Origin of the sequence: Salinicola sp. CPA57 (assembly GCF_003206035.1) — a bacterium.
GTDB lineage: Bacteria > Pseudomonadota > Gammaproteobacteria > Pseudomonadales > Halomonadaceae > Salinicola > Salinicola socius.
This window is the reverse complement of record NZ_PZJR01000025.1, coordinates 15,668-33,061: the sequence shown is the minus strand read 5'-3', so window position 1 is coordinate 33,061 and position 17,394 is coordinate 15,668. Positions and strand designations below refer to the sequence as shown.

At 61.6% G+C, this 17,394-nt stretch carries 19 protein-coding genes; 6 read left to right on the top strand and 13 right to left on the bottom strand.

Features of this window, described 5'->3' with window-relative positions; all coding sequences use genetic code 11:
* Window positions 1-12: 12 nt before the first annotated feature.
* Together DOM36_RS19715 and DOM36_RS20205 are read right to left on the bottom strand one after the other, a co-directional pair.
* A complete protein-coding gene (locus DOM36_RS19715) occupies window positions 13-1,062 on the bottom strand; it encodes a PfkB family carbohydrate kinase (protein WP_110644143.1) in 1,050 nt (349 codons plus the stop codon).
* A 623-nt stretch (window positions 1,063-1,685) separates the two neighbouring features.
* Window positions 1,686-1,925, bottom strand: a complete 240-nt coding sequence (locus tag DOM36_RS20205) for a LysR substrate-binding domain-containing protein (RefSeq protein WP_157958707.1) — start codon at window positions 1,923-1,925, stop codon at window positions 1,686-1,688.
* Window positions 1,926-2,048: 123 nt separating this feature from the next.
* On the opposite strand from DOM36_RS20205, the gene DOM36_RS19705 reads away from it, so the two are divergent.
* Window positions 2,049-2,672, top strand: a complete 624-nt coding sequence (locus DOM36_RS19705; RefSeq protein WP_110644142.1) for a LysE family translocator — start codon at window positions 2,049-2,051, stop codon at window positions 2,670-2,672.
* A gap of 100 nt (window positions 2,673-2,772) precedes the next feature.
* Here DOM36_RS19705 and DOM36_RS19700 read toward each other — a convergent pair whose 3' ends face one another.
* Both DOM36_RS19700 and DOM36_RS19695 read right to left on the bottom strand, forming a co-directional pair.
* A complete protein-coding gene (locus tag DOM36_RS19700) occupies window positions 2,773-3,150 on the bottom strand; it encodes a hypothetical protein (protein ID WP_157958706.1) in 378 nt (125 codons plus the stop codon).
* Between the two features lie 120 nt (window positions 3,151-3,270).
* The gene (locus DOM36_RS19695) at window positions 3,271-3,705 is read right to left on the bottom strand and encodes a helix-turn-helix transcriptional regulator (protein ID WP_110644140.1); all 435 of its coding nucleotides are present in this window, start codon (window positions 3,703-3,705) and stop codon (window positions 3,271-3,273) included.
* A gap of 161 nt (window positions 3,706-3,866) precedes the next feature.
* On the opposite strand from DOM36_RS19695, the gene DOM36_RS20365 reads away from it, so the two are divergent.
* On the top strand, window positions 3,867-4,199 hold the full coding sequence (locus DOM36_RS20365) for a YdaS family helix-turn-helix protein (protein WP_198651345.1): 333 nt from the start codon (window positions 3,867-3,869) through the stop codon (window positions 4,197-4,199).
* 233 nt (window positions 4,200-4,432) lie between these two features.
* Here DOM36_RS20365 and DOM36_RS19685 read toward each other — a convergent pair whose 3' ends face one another.
* From DOM36_RS19685 to DOM36_RS19675, 3 genes are all read right to left on the bottom strand, one after another.
* Window positions 4,433-5,467, bottom strand: a complete 1,035-nt coding sequence (locus DOM36_RS19685; RefSeq protein WP_157958704.1) for a GGDEF domain-containing protein — start codon at window positions 5,465-5,467, stop codon at window positions 4,433-4,435.
* Between the two features lie 423 nt (window positions 5,468-5,890).
* Window positions 5,891-6,262 (bottom strand): hypothetical protein, encoded by a 372-nt coding sequence (locus tag DOM36_RS19680; RefSeq protein ID WP_157958703.1) that lies wholly within the window; start codon window positions 6,260-6,262, stop codon window positions 5,891-5,893.
* Window positions 6,263-6,499: 237 nt separating this feature from the next.
* Entirely contained in the window at window positions 6,500-6,871 is a 372-nt protein-coding gene (locus tag DOM36_RS19675) for a hypothetical protein (protein ID WP_075571604.1), read from the bottom strand.
* A gap of 295 nt (window positions 6,872-7,166) precedes the next feature.
* Here DOM36_RS19675 and DOM36_RS19670 point away from each other — a divergent pair, with 295 nt between their 5' ends.
* Window positions 7,167-7,862 carry a S1-like domain-containing RNA-binding protein gene (locus tag DOM36_RS19670; RefSeq protein WP_075571605.1) on the top strand — a complete coding sequence of 232 codons (696 nt, stop codon included), beginning with the start codon at window positions 7,167-7,169 and terminating at the stop codon, window positions 7,860-7,862.
* Between the two features lie 10 nt (window positions 7,863-7,872).
* Here the strand turns inward: DOM36_RS19670 and otnI are convergent, their stop codons facing one another.
* Genes otnI through DOM36_RS19645 form a run of 5 tightly spaced genes read right to left on the bottom strand, consistent with a single transcriptional unit; the run spans window position 7,873 to window position 12,479 of the window.
* On the bottom strand, window positions 7,873-8,685 hold the full coding sequence (gene otnI / locus DOM36_RS19665) for a 2-oxo-tetronate isomerase (RefSeq protein WP_110644137.1): 813 nt from the start codon (window positions 8,683-8,685) through the stop codon (window positions 7,873-7,875).
* 58 nt (window positions 8,686-8,743) lie between these two features.
* The gene (gene otnC, locus DOM36_RS19660) at window positions 8,744-9,409 is read right to left on the bottom strand and encodes a 3-oxo-tetronate 4-phosphate decarboxylase (protein WP_075571607.1); all 666 of its coding nucleotides are present in this window, start codon (window positions 9,407-9,409) and stop codon (window positions 8,744-8,746) included.
* Window positions 9,406-10,674, bottom strand: coding sequence for a 3-oxo-tetronate kinase (gene otnK / locus DOM36_RS19655; protein WP_110644136.1), 1,269 nt, complete (start codon window positions 10,672-10,674; stop codon window positions 9,406-9,408). The genes otnC and otnK overlap by 4 nt, the downstream gene beginning before the upstream one ends.
* Window positions 10,675-10,719: 45 nt before the next feature.
* Window positions 10,720-11,688 carry an L-threonate dehydrogenase gene (ltnD, locus tag DOM36_RS19650; protein ID WP_110644135.1) on the bottom strand — a complete coding sequence of 323 codons (969 nt, stop codon included), beginning with the start codon at window positions 11,686-11,688 and terminating at the stop codon, window positions 10,720-10,722.
* On the bottom strand, window positions 11,685-12,479 hold the full coding sequence (locus DOM36_RS19645) for a FadR/GntR family transcriptional regulator (protein ID WP_110644134.1): 795 nt from the start codon (window positions 12,477-12,479) through the stop codon (window positions 11,685-11,687). The genes ltnD and DOM36_RS19645 overlap by 4 nt, the downstream gene beginning before the upstream one ends.
* 222 nt (window positions 12,480-12,701) lie before the next feature.
* On the opposite strand from DOM36_RS19645, the gene denD reads away from it, so the two are divergent.
* The 3 genes from denD (at window position 12,702) to DOM36_RS19630 (ending at window position 16,408) form a co-directional block, all read left to right on the top strand.
* Complete coding sequence (gene denD, locus DOM36_RS19640; protein WP_075571611.1) at window positions 12,702-13,712, top strand: D-erythronate dehydrogenase; 1,011 nt, start codon at window positions 12,702-12,704, stop codon at window positions 13,710-13,712.
* Window positions 13,713-13,805: 93 nt separating this feature from the next.
* Complete coding sequence (locus tag DOM36_RS19635) at window positions 13,806-15,191, top strand: gluconate:H+ symporter (protein WP_075571612.1); 1,386 nt, start codon at window positions 13,806-13,808, stop codon at window positions 15,189-15,191.
* Between the two features lie 44 nt (window positions 15,192-15,235).
* Window positions 15,236-16,408, top strand: coding sequence for an L-rhamnonate dehydratase (locus DOM36_RS19630; protein WP_110644133.1), 1,173 nt, complete (start codon window positions 15,236-15,238; stop codon window positions 16,406-16,408).
* A 71-nt stretch (window positions 16,409-16,479) separates the two neighbouring features.
* Here the strand turns inward: DOM36_RS19630 and DOM36_RS19625 are convergent, their stop codons facing one another.
* Complete coding sequence (locus DOM36_RS19625) at window positions 16,480-17,394, bottom strand: MalM family protein (RefSeq protein WP_110644132.1); 915 nt, start codon at window positions 17,392-17,394, stop codon at window positions 16,480-16,482.

The window sequence follows — 17,394 nt, the reverse complement described above, 5'->3', positions numbered from 1 at the left end:
ACCCGGGGCGATTCACGTGCCCGAGTCGAGTCCATCACCGATTGCGAAGAGAACGTCGCAATCGTGCACGCCTTCTAAGTCTTTCTCCACCACGTCCTCAGCAGTACCCAAGCCAACATCGTGGTAGGGAGAAAATACCTCCAAGCCCATGTCTATCAGGTCTCGGCGAGCCTGCCCCACCATCCAAAGTTCAGCGAGTGTGAAGAATGGGCCAGCGAGGTAGACCTTCGGAGCGTAGCCATTACGGTATCGCTCGGAAGGCTCTAAGGTCTCTGGTTTGAATTCAGCCAGCAATGCTTTGTCGGGAAAACCCTGGCTCTCGCAATAGAAGGCCGTTGCGAGGGAAGCAATTGAGGCTGCATCATGAGCTGAACGGCAATCGTCCAACCAGGCCAGTGCAAAGTGGGCGGCGAAGGTATCACCGGAGCCAATCTTCCATACGCGTTCAGTGCGGTATGCCGGTACTGTCGAGATAGCGCCGTTGTCATATACGAGAGCGCCTAATGGCCCCATTTTAATGACAACTACCTCCGCATTTTCCTGCGTAGCCAATGCGGTCGCGATCTGCTCGGGGTGCATTCCGTTGGAGCCAGGAAGCAGTAGATTGGCTTCGTGGCGGTTCAGGACCAGCGCGAGGTGTCTGGCTGTGGATCCATTGGCGTTGAAGGATTCAGGGCTATCGGCGTTTTGGGGGTCGAATACGGCGTATTCAGCATTAACTACTGCGGTTCCATCCACCATGCCGAACCGAAGCACCTTCTCTGCGGTAACTTGGAGTAGCGACTCGGCATCACCACCGCGGCGAATGTCTGGGGTGGCGAGGCCGTGAATGTACTCGAAGTTAACGCCAATCTGAGAAACTTGCGGATTGAAGCTGAAGTTTTCAGCGGCTGCTCGAGCCTCTATAACGATCTGAGTATCGCTATCCACGCAGGCATGTAGTTCAGCCAGCCCACCGAAACGGGCAATCGCCGTCGCTGCTCGTCCTGCAGATCCATAAATATCGTCCCAAGCCGGGCGCATGCAGCGCTCTCGGTAGACGCCACCTGCGATGGTTATCATTGAGTTCTCCTCGCTCGCGCCTAGACGTGATAAACCCGAAGCCGCACTTGCCCATTACTAACCTGGAGAACACGTGCTTGATACTGCTCGCCTTGGATCATGCATGTACGCAGCTGAGTCAAAAGTGAGTGCACGATACTGCCAGCCTCCATACCGTTGTGAATTGCCACAACGACCTGTTGACCCGCTGTTCCGAAGGTAATATCGAGGATGTCGCCGACGCTAAGGTGAGCAACTACTGATGGTTTCGGCGATGCAAGCTGGGTATCGAACTGAAGTGCTTCGCATGAACTGTTTGGCGTGGATGAACCTAGGTAGCTGTTTCCTGAGCCTGACATTGCTGTTTCCTCACTGGATGTTCGGAAAAGAAATATCACGCCATTGTTACAAAAATCAATATAGTGTCTTTATGCTGTATTCATATGATTGACTGTTTGATTGGTTAAGTAGTTATGACGAATGGAAGTGCCGTCAAGTTTCACGGTCTCTACTGTGAGCATGATGGAAAAGGCATTGGTTATGATGGGGGCTGATATAGGTGGTGGTATAAGACACATCTTTGCTTTTTCAAAAAAACATTGTATTTCAAATGCTTGTTCAAACTATTCGAATCCTACTGGGCCCTACGGTAGTCCAGCCGTTCTGGCGTCTCTGCCGGCCGTTTCGCTGGCGGCATAGCCGACTAGGCGATGGGCCTGCGTCAGGAGTTGATCGAGCGTCTGGGGCACGCCATGGCGTGCGAGATATTCACGACTGGCACAGTTGACGATGTTCACCTGTCCAAGCCGCTGGACCACCAGTGCGCTGTCTTGCAGAGAGCCGAAGCGAACGGCGCAATCGATGCTTTCGGCGATCAGACCCACCGGTCGGTCGCTCGCCACTCCAACTGGAGGTTGGCATGCTGTGCCAACCAGCCGGGGAGGGCCGGCGTTAGCAGGCGACGATGGTACCGCCCAGGCCTCGAAGCCCGTCACAAGGAGGGCAACATGAATTGGGATTTCCTGCCGGTGTTCTTGCCGGCCTGTTTTGCCTTGAACATGGTCTTCGGGCCGAACAACCTGCTGGCGACGACCAACGCCGCGCAAGTGGATCCGCTCAAGGCAGTCATCGCGTCGCTTGGGCGAATCGCCGCCTTCATTCCCATGATCGCGATCGCCGGTATCGGGCTCGGCACGTTGTTGACGACCTCGATGTGGTTTTTCGTCGTCGTCAAATGGGTGGGGGCGGCCTACCTGGCGTGGCTGGGGCTGAAACTGATGCTCGGCAAGCCACGAGCCGTGGCATTCGAGGATGCCGCGCCCCGTTCCATCTGGCATCTGGTGAGGCAGGAGTTCCTGGTCGCCGCCGGCAACCCCAAGGCGATCCTGATTTTCACGGCCTTCCTACCGCAATTCGTGACGCCCGCGCACTACGCCTTGAGCTTCACCGTCGTGGGGGCGCTGTTTCTGGCGATGGAGGTATTGGCGATCGCGATTTATGCCGTCCTGGGCAGCAGGATCGGCAAATACCTGCGCAGCGGAACTGCCATGCAGTGGTTCAATCGTGCCAGTGGCAGCCTGATGCTGGTCTTCAGCCTGGGGCTGTTGGCGATGAAGCGACCGGGTGGTTGAGGGCTGAACGACGGTAGCTTTCAGCATCGCTCCTTCCACTCCCTACGAGCGGCGTGGCCGCGGAGGCTCGAGCGGCGCTCGCCGACCTTTCAGACAGTGCCTAGCACCGTCGACGGTATCTGGCCGGTGGCAGCCGCTGGCAGCGCCGGCTGAGGATGAGCTGGCGTATGCGGTCAGCCATCCAGGCCTTGGCAAGGTTCTCCTCGCCGAACCGGCGATCGGTGATGATGACGGTGTGATTCTTGCCAGGCACATGGAACGAGGGGTGATAGGCCGCCAATCGCTCGCCCTCGTGGCGGGGGCAGGCGCCGTAGCTGGTTTCCACATCGGGCACGCCCGCTTCGCAGATGTGGACATCGTAGGCGATGGCGATCTGATGACTGGCGTAGTAGAACCGCTGCAGGGCCGTGGTGTGGCGACACAGGGCGCTGTCACCGTTTTCCGGCAGAGGCGGGCCATCGGGACTGGAGCGACGCATTTCATCCTCGATACGTGAACGCTGCAGATAACTTGTGTACCAAATGTACATAAAAGGTGCCTCGAGTACAAACTTCATACCGGATACGAAACCTGATGAGGGGCACCGCTATCTGCGGGTTCAATTCTCGCTGTCGGATGGGGCCGGGGTGTCCGTCGTGGTCCGGTACTCCGCCCTGGCGTCCTCGCTGCGATGTTGCTGATGCCCGCGACTGGAGAGGCGTCTGGCGATCAGCTCGAGCAGCAGCAGATCCGCTTCATCCATGTCGCCGGACAGTACGGCCTGCTCGATCTGGCGCAGCGCCTCGGCTGACCTTTGGGAAGGCTGCCGCGAGCGGGTAGGGGAGGGTTCGCCGATATGCCGGGCGTCGTCGGGGGGCGTCGGCGCATCGTCTCTCAGCATCTCCCCCCGGCCGTAGTCCAGCCATTCTTCGCGGATACCGAGCCAGCGGGCCAGCGCGACTTTCCTGTCATGGCCCGGACGCGCTTCGCCGTTGAGCCACTTGCTGGCGGCCTTGGGCGTGACACGCATGGCTCGGGCCAGGCGCGCGCCCATCCCATAGCCGTCCTTGCCTGCGCGACGGAGCGCCTTGTGAAGTCGGGAGCTGAACTCATCCCTGTTACCGGTGTGAACCATGGGTTCAATGTTCCCACCGGTTGAATGTACTTTCAGTACCTGATAATCATGTACTCGAAGTACAGGTACAAGGGGGTGTCATGAGTGCGATCCGTCTTGCGGTCGAGCAGCTCGGTGGCGTATCACGCTGTGCCCGAGTCTGCGGGGTCTCGCCGTCGGCTGTCTGCAAGTGGCTGCGACGGGAGCGATTACCCCGCACGGAGTACACCGGGGAAACCTGTCATGCACTGAGAATGGCCGAGGCAAGCGAGGGCGCCTTCACTGCCGCCTGGTTGCTGGCGAACGCCGGTCCCGCTACGCCCCACGCGGCCGACGGCGGCCCGTTATCCGCCGGAGATCCGCCTGGCACGGAAGATTCCCTCGAACAGGCTGATATTCGTCAGGCAAGGCCCGGGACATCAGTGACACCATAATGCACCGTACTCATTGATTTAATGAATGCTTCGAGAAATAAAATAGAGAGGGAAATGAGTCAAAAAAAGCCCAGCATAAGCTGGGCAAAAATCAGACCATGAGGGTAAATGATAGCAATAATAATCGTTGGTAAGCGATTGTAATTTACTGATCAGAAGCAAGTGATCAAAAGATTTTGGCTATTATTGTTGGCCGAAATCGTCTCGATTTTATTCTATGTTTTGGGTTCCACTTATATAGCATTAACCTGATTAGAATCCGATTTTTTATTGTCCTCTTCTCGAAAGGTTTTGAGAACGCTACGGTTTCTGCCACCATGTTTTGCTTCGTAGAGTGCATCGTCGGCCCTTTTCATCCAGCGCTTGACGTCGTCGGAAGGGTGCAGCCCTGTGATACCCAGAGAGGTGGTTATGGGATAGGAGGGATCGCCAAGCTGACTGGCGATGATCGCACGCAGATCTTCCGCCACGGCGGCGGCATCGGCCTCTTCGATATCCGCCAGCAGTAGTACGAATTCTTCACCACCGAAACGAAACAGGCAGTCATCGAACCTCACACTCCGGCGGATGAGGTTTGCGCATTTCGCCAGCACCTCATCGCCATAGGCATGGCCGAACCGGTCGTTGATGCCTTTGAAATTGTCCAGGTCCAGAAGTATGAGAGAGCTGGGACGCCCCTCGTTCAGCAGCCGACCCCTGGCGACTGCCAGCGAGTCCTGAAGGGATCGGCGGTTGCGGGCTCCGGTCAGGAAGTCGTGGGTGGCGAGTCGCTCCAGGGATTTTTGCTGCAAGTCGCTTCTTCTGGCGTAGAGATAGGCACAGCTATTTGCCGTGATGCTGGAAGCGATGAAGGAGAAGATGCTCTCGGGCCGCGAAAGCTGCATCAATACCGGAATCATCACGATACTCATGACGATATTGATCACGAGCGCACGCTTGGCATCCGTCAGAAAGAAATTGGTCAGCATCATGGGGAAAAACCAGAATACGCCTACGATGCCAAGGACATTGCTGGTGATGTCGGCAAAAACGGTGCTGGCCACTGCCAGGATGAGACCACCACGTTGGCTGTCATCGGCACACCAGGAATAGCCGACGATGCAGAGGATAACGAGGAGCGTGACACCGTCGAAAAGCCCCTTGTCGAAGCTACCTTGGGCGAACCTGTAAACGCTGAACGGCAGAAGAGTCAGTGTCTCGCAGACCCCCAGGAGCGAGATTACCCGAAGGACGAAGTCCTGCCTTAAACGATGCCTGATGGACCTCATCCTTTTGCTCATTAAACCGGATCCCCGCATGCTGGTCCTGAGTCATTCAAGTCGTGGCTCGATTCAGTAATATTTGCTTACATTCAGCTTAACCAAATTTTGTCGACAGGAGAGAGCAATTTTTGTGCCCGATTTCTTTGACTTTTTTATCAATAATGAGGCTGTTTTGTATGACATATGTCAGGTAGATGAATCCAAATCAGCTTCGCTTCCCACGGGATATGACCGCGCATAAAACCTCAGCGGCGGGCGGCGTCCCGAGGGGCGGTGGCAAAGGAATCAGTCATAAGTCAGTAGGGACGTGGGCAAGAGGTGCAAGGGGTAAGAGGGCAAGGTGAAGAGGATGAGGGGATCCTGTCGGGGAACGACAAGCCGCCGGCTTCGTGCCGGCGGCTGTTGCGTTGGTGCTGCGAGGGGGCGAGCTTACAGCGTGGTGACGCTGACCTCGCCGTTGCCTCGTGTGTCGTGGGCGAACTGCCCGCTGCCCCGTAGCGCTTGAGCGGCTGCGTCACTTTGCCCCTCACCGACCAGCGGGTTGCGGCTTGCCGAAATGTCGGTGGCCAGTTGCGTGGCATCGGCGACGTTCTGCAGAGCCTGGTCCGCTGCCGCGCTGTGGCCGCCGTTGACGGTGTCGACGCTGTAACGGGTCGGCAGCGCGTGATACTGCGCGGTCTGTTCGATGTTGAGCGCTTCGCTCTGCTGGTCGAAGTGACGCTGTTCGACGGCACTATTGGCCTGGGCGACGGTGGGCAGAGCGACGGCGATAGCGATGGCTGCGAGAATGCGAGTTTTCATGGTGTTGCCTCCAATGATCATCTGTTTTGGTGTCGGGCTCTTGGCCTCGACCTGTGATGTCATTATGATTCCTTTAGCCGTCTAACTAAAATCGAATGGCACGAAATGAACTATCAATGCGAATGATGGCGGCGGGGATATCTGAAATTTTTCGATGTGGCAGCGCATAACACCAAAAAGGGAGCCGTTTGGCTCCCTGAATGGACTAGCGCTGCTATGTTGCCCGAAGGCGAAGTCTTACAGGCTGGCGAAGTTCACTTCGACGTTGCCGTTGTCATTGCTGACAGTCTGCGTGGCGTTCTGCAGCGCCTGGCCGGCAGCGGCGCTTTGGCCTTCACCGATCAGACCGTTGTGAGACGGTTGCACGTTAGTGCTCAGCTGGCTGGACTCGGCAACGTTCTTGAGTGACTGATCGGCAGCGACGCTGTGACCACCATCGACAGTGTCGACGCTGTAGCGAGTCGGCAGCGCGTGGTACTGCGCGGTCTGCTCGATATTGAGTGCTTCGCTCTGCTGGTCGAAGTGACGCTGTTCGACGGCACTGTTGGCCTGGGCGACGGTCGGCAGTGCAACGGCGATTGCGATGGCTGCGAGAATGCGAGTTTTCATGGCGTTACCTCCAGATAATGTCTTCTTTTAGTGGCCTTTCGGCCTAACCGATGACGACATTATGGGAGGCTATCCTTTAGTCTGCTAATCACGCGTAGTGAATTCGACTATCGATGGGATTAATACGAAGGTATAAGGCATGCGGCAGAGGCGCAGTGTAATCCTTCTTGCGTGAATTCAAAATCCTGGCGTTATCCATGAGGCTCACCGTTCGGGTTTTCGCGGTTTTGCTCGGCACGGTTTCGACCGCCATAATGGCGCCATCTCCTCCATCGCTTGTCAGCCAGAGAACGCCATGACCCGCACGCCTCGGGAAAATGCTCCCGCCGAATCACCACGCGCTGCCGAGCCACAGGTCAATGTGGGTGACGTCGCTTATCTTCGTGTGACCAAGGTCAACGATGTCGGCGCCTTCCTGAACTGGGGCCGGCCCAAGGATCTGCTGCTGCCCTTCGGCGAGCAGCGCTTCCGCCCGGATGAGGGCAAGCGCGTGCTGGTGATGATCTATGTCGACGATCGCATGCGTCCGGTGGCCAGCATGAAGCTCGACAAATTCCTGCAGGACGAATCGGAAGGGCTGAAGGCAGGCGACCGGGTATCGCTGGTGATCGCGGATCTGACCGATCTCGGTGCCAAGGCGGTGGTCAACAGCCGTTTCTGGGGGCTGCTGTATCACGACGACATGTCGCGCCCGCTACGCCGGGGCGATCGTATGGATGGCTATGTTCGCCGTGTACGCGACGACGCTCGCCTGGATCTGTCGCTGCTGCCACCTGGGCAGGCGCGTCTGGATGTGGTCGGCGACAAGGTGTTGGCAGCGCTGGCCGCCAACGACGGTTTTCTGGCCCTCGGTGACAAGAGCCCGGCCGACGCCATCAAGGCCCGCCTCGGCGTCAGCAAGAACGCCTTCAAGCAGGCCATCGGCCGGCTCTACAAGCAGCGCCGGATCGTCATCGAAGACAACGGGATCCGGCTGATCGAGGGCAATTGATCCCCGCCTGTCAGCGCTGCTGCCAGGCGCGGTACCACCCCAACCCTGCCTCCGTGTCACCGCGCGGCTTGTACTCGCAGCCGAGCCAGCCTGCATAGCCGTCGCGATCGAGCTGTTCGAATAGCCACGGATAGTTCACTTCGCCGCTATCGGGCTCGTGCCGTTCGGGTACGCCGGCAATCTGAATATGGCCCACGCCGTCGCGATAGCGCTGGTAGGTCTTCCAGATATCTCCATCCATGATCTGGGTATGGTAGAAATCCATCTGCACCTTGACGTTGGGCTCGCTCAGCTCGGCAACGATGGCGTGGCCATCGGCCTGATGGTTGAGAAAATAGCCCGGCATGTCGCGAGTGTTGATCGGCTCGATCAGCAGCGTCAGGTCGTTCTCGGCGAGTTTTCTGGCCGCAAACCTTAGATTTTCCAGATAAATATCCCGATGACCGCTTGACAATGTTTCACGGGAAACATTGTCCGGCGCTGAGCCCGATTCCGCCACCAGCCCTGCCATGGCATGCAGGCGCTGGCAGTTCAGCGCCTTGGCATAGCGAATCGCGGTATCGACGCTTGCCCGGAACTCCGTCTCGCGTTCAGGGAGCGCGGCCAGACCGCGCTCGCCGGCTGCCCAGTCGCCCGGCGGCAGATTGAACAGCACCTGCTCGAGCCCGTGACGCTCGAGCTCGGCGGCGATCGCTTCGGGTTCGAAATCGTACGGGAACAGAAACTCGACGCCCTCGAAACCGCTGGCGGCGGCCTGGGCGAAGCGCTCCATGAACGGGACTTCGTTGAACATCATGCTGAGATTGGCAGCGAAACGCGGCATGGCCTGATTTCCTCGATGACCCTGTTGACAGTGGTGGTACGGGCAGACGAATGCGCGGCTACCACTGGGCGCCGAAGGCGTCGCGCAGCTCGTCGATCTCTTTCTCGTTCAGCGTGCGCACATCGTGCTGGCGCAGCAGCAGATAGAGCTTGGCGGTTTCTTCCAGCTCCTCGATGGCGTTGCGTGCCGCTTCCAGCGTCTTGCCGGCGACCACCGGGCCGTGATTGGCCAGTAGCACCGCGGCATGATCCAAGGCATAGTCGCGCACGGCGTCACCCAGCGCGGCATCACCGGGGCGGTAGTAGGGCACCAGTGGCAGGCGGCCGACGCGCATCACGAAGTAGGGTGTGATCGGCGGCAGGCAGGAGTGCTCATCGAGCCCGTTGAGACACGACACGGCGGCCGAGTGCGTGGCGTGAAGGTGGATGATCCCGCCGGTATCCGGGCGCTGTTCGTAGAAGGCCCTATGCAGGAAAGACTCCTTGGTCGGCGGCTTGCCGGCCAGCAGGTTGCCGTCCCAGTCGAGCTTGGAAATCTCCGCCGGATCGAGTGCGCCGAGGCTGGCGTTGGTCGGTGTCATCAGCCAGCCGTCGTCGAGCTTGGCGCTGATGTTGCCGGAGGTGCCTGGCGCCATGCCCAGGTTACGGAAGGAGCGGCCGATCTCGGCGATCTCTTCGCGCAGGCGGTTTTCGGTGGATGATGTCGAGGTGTGGATCGCGGTCATGGCATCAGTTTCCAGGCTTTGGTCATGAAATCGGGGGCGCCGAAGTTGCCTGACTTGAGCGCCAGCGCCAACGGTTCTTCGGTACCCAGCGTGGTCGTCCACGGCACGCCGGGATCGATACTCTCGCCGATCCGCAGTCCCTGAACGTCGAGGGCGGTGACCACGGCGCCGGAGGTCTCGCCCCCGGCCACCAGTAGCCGGCGCACGCCAAGGCGTCCGACCAGCTCGGCGGCGATCTCCGCCATGGCGCGCTCGACCAGCTCGCCGGCCTGCTGCACGCCGAGCCGCTGTTGCGCCCGGCGGACTTCCTCGGGTGAGGCGCTGGCGTAGATCAGCACGGGGCCGGCATCCAGATTGCCTTCAGCATATTCCAGTGCGGCATCGACGACGCCTTGATAGTCGTCGTCCAGCGCCTGGGCATCCAGGTGAACGCTCGGCATGCGCTGCCGGGCGTACTCGATCTGGGCCAGCGTGGCCCGCGAACAGCTGCCGCTCAACACCGCTTCGCGACCGGCGATGGGTTCGAGTCGAGCCGCATCCTGGGTGTGATCGAGACGTTCGGCGACATTGGCCGGCAGCCCCAGCGCCAGGCCGGAGCCCGCGGTCACCAGCGGCAGATCGCGGCAGGCTCGCGCCAGCATGAACAGGTCGTCATTATCGATGGCGTCGCAGATCGCGATACCGATACCGTCGGCCTTGAGTGCGTCGATGCGCGCGGTGACGGCAGCATCGCCCTGGCGCAGCGTGGCGTAGTCGATCAGTCCGACATTGCGCGTCGTCTGCGCGTTGAGCACACGGACCAGGTTGGCGTCGGTCATCGGCGTCAGCGGGTGGTCCTGCATGCCGCTTTCGTTGAGCGGGACGCCATTGGCGAACAGGTAGCCGTTGAACACGCTGCGGCGGTTGGCCGGCAGGGCCGGGCAGGCGACGGTGAAGTCAGTGCCCAACGCTTCCATCAGCGCCTCCGTCACTGGGCCGATATTGCCGGCCGGCGTCGAATCGAAGGTGGAGCAGTACTTGAAATAGAACTGCTCGCAGCCCTGCTCTCGCAGCCAGTCGAGCGCCTGGATCGACTGTTCGATGGCCTCCCTGGCCGGAATGGTGCGCGATTTCAGCGCCACGACCACGGCGTCCACGCCCGCTTCCAGCGGTGCCTGGGGGATGCCGATGGTCTGCAGCGTGCGCATCCCGGCACTGACCAGCTGGCTGGCGAGATCCGTGGCGCCGGTGAAATCGTCGGCGATGCAGCCGAGGATGGGCCGCATGCTGGGCCGTCGCTCATCCGCTTTTGAAAGAGAGTTCGCCATCGCTCAAGCACCTCCATGATCGTTGGGATCGGCGTTGGGACCGCCATCGAAATCGAATCCGGCATCGTTGGCGGCCGTGCCGGGAAGCGTGATACCCGGGTAGACCTTGATCACCGCCGAATCGTCTTGCCGTCCCAGCCCCTGGGCCGACGCGAGGGTGAACTGGCTCAGCGCCTGGGCGGTGAGCGGCAGCGGAAATTTGTCGCGATGAGCGGTGTCGTGAACGATGCCGAGATCCTTGACGAAAATATCCACCGCCGAGTGCGGGGTGTAGTCGCCGGCCAGGATGTGCGGTACGCGATTCTCGAACATCCAAGAATTGCCGGCACTCTGGGTGATCACCTCGTAAAGCGTCTGCGGGTCGCAGCCGCCGCGAATGCCGTAGGCCATCGCCTCGGCGGCGGCAGCGATATGCACCCCGGCCAGCAGCTGGTTGACCAGCTTGACCTGCGAGCCCTGCCCCAGCCCCTCTCCCAGACGAAACACCTTGGCGGCGAGGGCGTCGAGCACGCTGTCGGCGCGCGCGAACAGCGTCGCGGGGCCGGAGGCCATGATCGTCAGCTGACCGGCGGCCGCCTTGACCGAACCGCCCGAGATCGGCGCATCGAGCAGGTGGATATCGTGGGCGGCGAGGTCGCTACCCAGCGCCTGCACGGCATCCGGGGCGCAGGTCGCGCAGGAAATGACCAGGCTGCCAGGCTTCAATCCCGGAAGCAGGCCGTTGTCATCAAACAGCACCGCCCGGGTCTGCTCGGCGTTGACCACCACGGTCAGCACGATCTCGACCTCGGCCGCCATTTCGGCGGGTGTTGCCACGGCGTGTCCGCCGGCGCCGGCAAAACTGGCCCGCGCCTCCTCGCGCAGATCACAACCCCAGGTCTCGAAGCCGGCACGCACCAGCGACATGGCCATGCCCATTCCCATCGAACCCAGTCCGATCACGCCGATGCGGGGCCGTTGTGTGGTGGTCATGATGGTCTTTCTCCCTGTTGAGTCGACGATGTCGACGACGGTTCAACTGGCGCCTCGGCTCGCTCGAGCACGCTCTTGAGCAGATCGGGGGGCGCCTGCCGCAGTCGCATTTCGGCGTGTTCCAGATGAATGGTGGCGGCGCGCGCGGCGGCATCGGCATTACCGGCGGCAATGGCGTCGAGAATGGCCTGATGCTCGGCAACCACCTGTTGCATGAAGGTCTCACGCATCGATTCGTTGGTCCGCGTCACGCGGATCGCGTGATGCAGGAAGCGATTGTAAAAATCGAGCACGGCGGTGAAGTGCGTGTTGTTGGCCGCTTCGGCGATGGCGCGATGGAAGGCAAGATCCTGATCGACCCCGGAAAGCCCCGCCTCGACGGCTTCGTCGATATCCACCATCGCGTTGCGAATACGGCGGAGCTGCGATGGCGTGCATCGCTCGGCGGCGAGCCGTGCGGCTTCCACCTCCAGCGGCCGGCGCAACTCCAGCACCTCGACCACCGATTGCAGATCGGGGTCGGGGATCGGCAGGCGCAGTGAGATCGTCGGGGATTCGGCGACGAAACTGCCGCTGCCGCGTCGCGAAGTGACCAGGCCGCCATTGCGCAGCATCGAGATCGCTTCGCGTACCACCGAGCGGCTGATGCCGTAACGCTCACCCAAGGCGGCCTCGGTGGGCAGCCGCGCACCGCGGCCCCATTCGCCGGCCTGTATGGCGTCGCTCAAGCGCTGGGCGACCTGTTCGGAAAGCTGCGGGCCGCGCGATGGCTGTTCGATGTTTTCACTCATTTGTTGTCACTCGCGATCCCCAATCCTCATGCGTTCGTCGAATGGCCGGCACGTTGAATGCCGTCGTGACGGCATGTGGCGATCTTCTCCGACCAATGGCGGTGTTGCCTGTTCGCTCAATTTGTCAGACAAGATGTTAAATCTCAAATCTCAGCGCAATTCGCCTTTCGTCAATTGAGCGCCATCCAGTGAACGAAGGCAGCGCCTCAAAGGAGCAACGCCATGCATGTGATCGTGACGGGAGGCGCCGGTTTTCTCGGTGCCAGACTGATTCAACAGCTGCTTGCGGGAGAGGCGTCGATTGAGGGGCAGGCCATCACGCGGGTGACGTCGATCGATCTGGCGCCGTGTCCGGTAACCGACGGTCGGGTCGAATCGCTGACCGGCGACATCGCCGATCCCGATTTCATTGAGTCTGGGCTGATCCAGCAGGCACTGGCCGACGATACCGGCGCCGTCTGTCATCTGGCGGCGGTGGTGAGTTCCCAGGCCGAGGCGGACTTCGAGCTCGGCATGCGGGTCAATCTGGATGCCACGCGCACGCTGCTGGAAGCGTGCCGGGCGCATCCAAGGCGGCTGCGATTCCTGTTCGCCAGCTCGCTGGCGGTGTTCGGTCCGGGGCTATCTCAAGGACTCTCCCAAAAGCGATCCCAGCCGGTGCCGGAAGCCGTCGGGCCTCAGCCACGTTCTTCCTACGGCGCGCAGAAAGCGATCGGGGAGCTGCTGGTCAACGACTACAGCCGGCGCGGTTTCGTCGACGGTCGTGTCTGTCGCCTGCCCACCATCGTGGTTCGCCCCGGCAAACCGAATCAGGCGGCCTCGTCGTTTGCCAGCTCGATCATCCGCGAGCCGCTGTCCGGCCTCGAGGCGATTTGCCCGGTGGCTGCCGGCCTGCCGCTGTGGCTCTCCTCGCCCCGCGCCGTGGTCGCCAATCTGGTCCATGCGCTGGCGCTCGAGGGAGAGGCGCTGGGCGATTGGCGCACGCTCAACCTGCCTGGCATCACGGTGACGGTGAACGAGATGCTCGACGCGCTCGAGCGGCAGGCCGGTGCGCCCGCGCGCGATCTCGTGCGCTTCGAGCCGGATGCCGGCATCGATGCCATCGTGGCCAGTTGGCCGGGCGGGCTGGATGTCGAGCGGCCGTTGGCACTGGGGTTCCAGGCCGATGCCGACTTCGACGCGATCATTCGTGCCTATCTCGAGGACGAGCGGGAGGAAGAGCTCGACGACTGAACCGGTTTCTGGAAAGACGCTCCGGACTCGGTAGATCCGTTCCTTGAACCCAGCAGGCAACAACACCCAATAAAGCCCACAAGGAGTCACGCCATGACAGACACTGTCGCTGGCCCCCAGGTCATCATCGGCCTGGGTATCGCTATCTTCGTGATGATCGCGCTGGTGCTGAAGACCCGCGTTCATGCGCTGCTCGCCCTGATCATCGCCGCCTCGATCGCCGGTTTGATCGGCGGCATGTCGCCCAATGCGGTGATCGATTCGATCACCACCGGCTTCGGCAAGACGCTTTCCACCATCGGCCTGGTCATCGGTTTCGGCGTGATGATGGGGCGAATTCTCGAAGTCTCCGGTGCCGGCCAGCGCATGGCCTATTCGATTCTCAAATTGCTCGGCAAGGAGCGCGAGGACTGGGCGATGGCGCTCACCGGTTATATCGTCTCGATCCCGATCTTCTGCGACTCGGCCTACGTGATTCTCAATCCGCTGGTGCGGGCATTGGCGCGCAACAGCGGGCGCTCGGTGCTGACGCTCGGCATCGCGCTGGCCTCGGGGCTGGCGGTCACCCATAGCGCGGTACCGCCAACGCCGGGGCCGCTGGGCGTCGCCGGCATCTTCGGTGTCGACATCGGTCTGATGATCGCCTGGGGCCTGGTCTTCACCGCGCCGGCGCTGATCGTGATGGTACTTTACGCCCGTTTCATGGGGCCGCGTATCGAGGCGATGATCGAACGCGACGTGCCGGGATCGCTGAAGCGCGATACGGAAGACGACCCGCTCGCGGCGCACCTGGAGGAGAGCGAGCTGCCGACGTTGTTCAAGTCGGTGTTGCCGATCGGGCTGCCGATTCTGTTGATCTTCCTCAACACGCTGGTCACCGCGCTGGTCGGTGGCAGCGATGCACCGGGTATCGTCGTTCAGGTCGTCCAGTTCATCGGCAACCCGGTGATCGCGGTGGGCATCGGCGTGCTGGTGGCGGTCTACGGTCTGGTGCCGAAAATGCCCAAGGACCAGGTCCTGGCGCATCTGGAAAAAGGCGTCGAAAGCGCCGGTATCATTCTGCTGGTGACCGGTGCCGGGGGCGCGCTGGGTGCCGTGCTGCGGGCCAGCGGTGCCGGTGACTACATCGGCGAAAGCATTGCCGGGCTTGCGCTGCCGGCGGTGCTGATCCCGTTCATCATCGCCACGCTGGTGCGCTTCGTGCAGGGCAGCGGTACGGTCTCGATGATCACCGGCGCGTCGATCTCGGCGCCAATCCTGGCCTCGATGCCGGATGTCAACATGGTGCTGGCGGCCCAGGCGGCGTGTCTCGGCGGGCTCTTCTTCAGCTACTTCAACGACAGCTATTTCTGGGTGGTCAACCGCCTGCTCGGGGTCAAGACCGCCAAGCATCAGCTACTGGTGCTGTCGGTGCCGACGACGCTGGGCTGGGCCACCGGGCTGGTGGCGCTGCTGATCGCCAACGCCTTCGTGGGTTGAGGGAAAAAGGCCAACGACTTCCCTCAGTGAACAGGAGTCATGCAATGAAAATCACTCGAGTCCGCGCCCGGGTTTTCGAATGGAAGGGCGAGACGGTGGCGCCCAAGGCGCACTTCTGCACCAACGCCATGGATGCGCTGTGGGATCGCGGCGATGCGATGCAGAGCTTCCGCTTTCATGGCTGGGCGGTGATCGAGATCGAGACCGACAGCGGTCTGGTCGGTCTCGGCAACGTGGCGCTGGCCCCTAGGGTCGCCAAGACCATCGTCGATCAGCATCTGGCCCCACTGATCGTGGGGCAGGATCCGTTCGACTACGAATACCTGTGGCAGCGCATGTACCGCGCCACGCTGGCCTGGGGTCGACGTGGCATCGGCATGGCGGCGATCTCCGGGGTGGATATCGCGATATGGGATCTGATGGGCAAGGCGCTCGACAAGCCGGTGTTCAAGCTGCTCGGGGGGCGCACCAAGGAGAAGATCCCGTGCTACGCCTCCAAGCTCTACCACGACGATCTCGACGTCATGCAGGCCGAGGCGCAGGGCTATCTCGATCAGGGCTTCCAGGCGATGAAGATGCGTTTCGGCTATGGGCCCAGGGACGGGCCAAAAGGCATGCGCGAGAATCTCAAGAGCGTCGCCGCGGTTCGCGAGGTGATCGGCGAAGATATCGACCTGATGGCCGACTGCTACATGGGCTGGAATCTCGACTACGCCCGGCGCATGTTACCCAGGCTGGCGCCGTTCGAGTTGCGCTGGCTGGAGGAGCCGGTCATCGCCGACGATATCGACGGTTACGCCGAGCTCAACCGCATCGCGCCGATGCCGATTTCCGGCGGCGAGCACGAGTACACCGTGCACGGTTTCCGTCAGTTGCTGGAGAAGCGCGCGGTCTCGGTGATCCAGTACGACACCAACCGCGTCGGCGGCATCACCGTGGCGCGCAAGATCAATGCCCTGGCGGAAGCCTTCGAGGTTCCGGTGATCCCGCATGCGGGGCAGATGCACAACTACCATCTGACGATGTCCTCGCTCGCCTCGCCGATGTCGGAGTTCTTCCCGGTGCATGACGTCGAGATCGGCAACGAACTGTTCTACTACCTGTTCGAAGGCGACCCGGCCCCGGTCGATGGCTATCTGGACCTCGCCGACGACCTACCGGGGCTCGGTCTCTCCCTCAACGAACGCTACCTCGACGGCTTCCATATCCTCGAGTAGCGCGCCCCGGCTGCCGTGGCGTGTCCAGGACGCCACGCCAGTGATCGGCCGTCATGAACGCCCCGAGGCTGTCAGGGCATCCTGGCTTGCAGTCGCTCGGCCAGCCAGGCTCGGGTGCCGGGATGCCCGCTGCGTTCGGCGCGTTCCGCCAGTTCCAGGGCCAGTTCGACATCGCCGGCCTTGAGAGCGGCATCGATCATGCGGCGGTAATCGAAATCCGCGGTGTCGTTCGCCGCCGCTGGGGTCGGCGCCGGTGCGGCATTCTGCGCTGGGGGGGCGGCTGCCTGGCGCGTCGGCACCGCGCCGGTACCCGGAAGGGGCGTCATGCCGGTACCACCGCTCAGCGAGGCGATCTCCAGGATGACCTGGCCGGTGGCAGCATGCTCGGCGCGAGGATCGGGGCCGGCGGGTTCGGCAAGACCTCTGACCCGGGCATAGGCTTTGGCTTCCGACTCGTAGCTCGTCGAGCCCCGGCGATCCTGCTCGCTCGAATAGATGACCACGTACTGGGCATCCGGGCCAGGCATCAGGCTGAACCGGCCATCAAGCCGCGCGCTGGAGAAACCGGTGGGTCGGCGGACCTCGAGCGAGTCGCTCGATAGCTTTCTGACCGGCTGGAACGCGGCATCGAGCACCATGATCGTGGGTGCGAAGACCTGGCCGTCCCGGATCGGGCTGGTGACGCTCAAGGCCACCGGACCGGCATGGCGGGGCAGCTCGAACGCCTGGAAGAAACTCTTGCCATCGCCGAAGTCGTGAACCGGGGTCTGCGGCGTGAAGTCCAGCGTCAGTGTCTCCCGCGCCGTCAACGGCTGATACGGCAGCGAGGCCAGCGAGGCGCAGCAGTCCGGCGCACCGGCCAGGGCCTGCTGCCCCTGCTGGGCAGGAATGGTCGGGGCTTGGGGTGCCATCAGCGGTGTACTGCATCCCGCCAGGGCGAACAGAAGCGTGCTCAACGGCACGGCGAGGCGATACGAACTCAACAT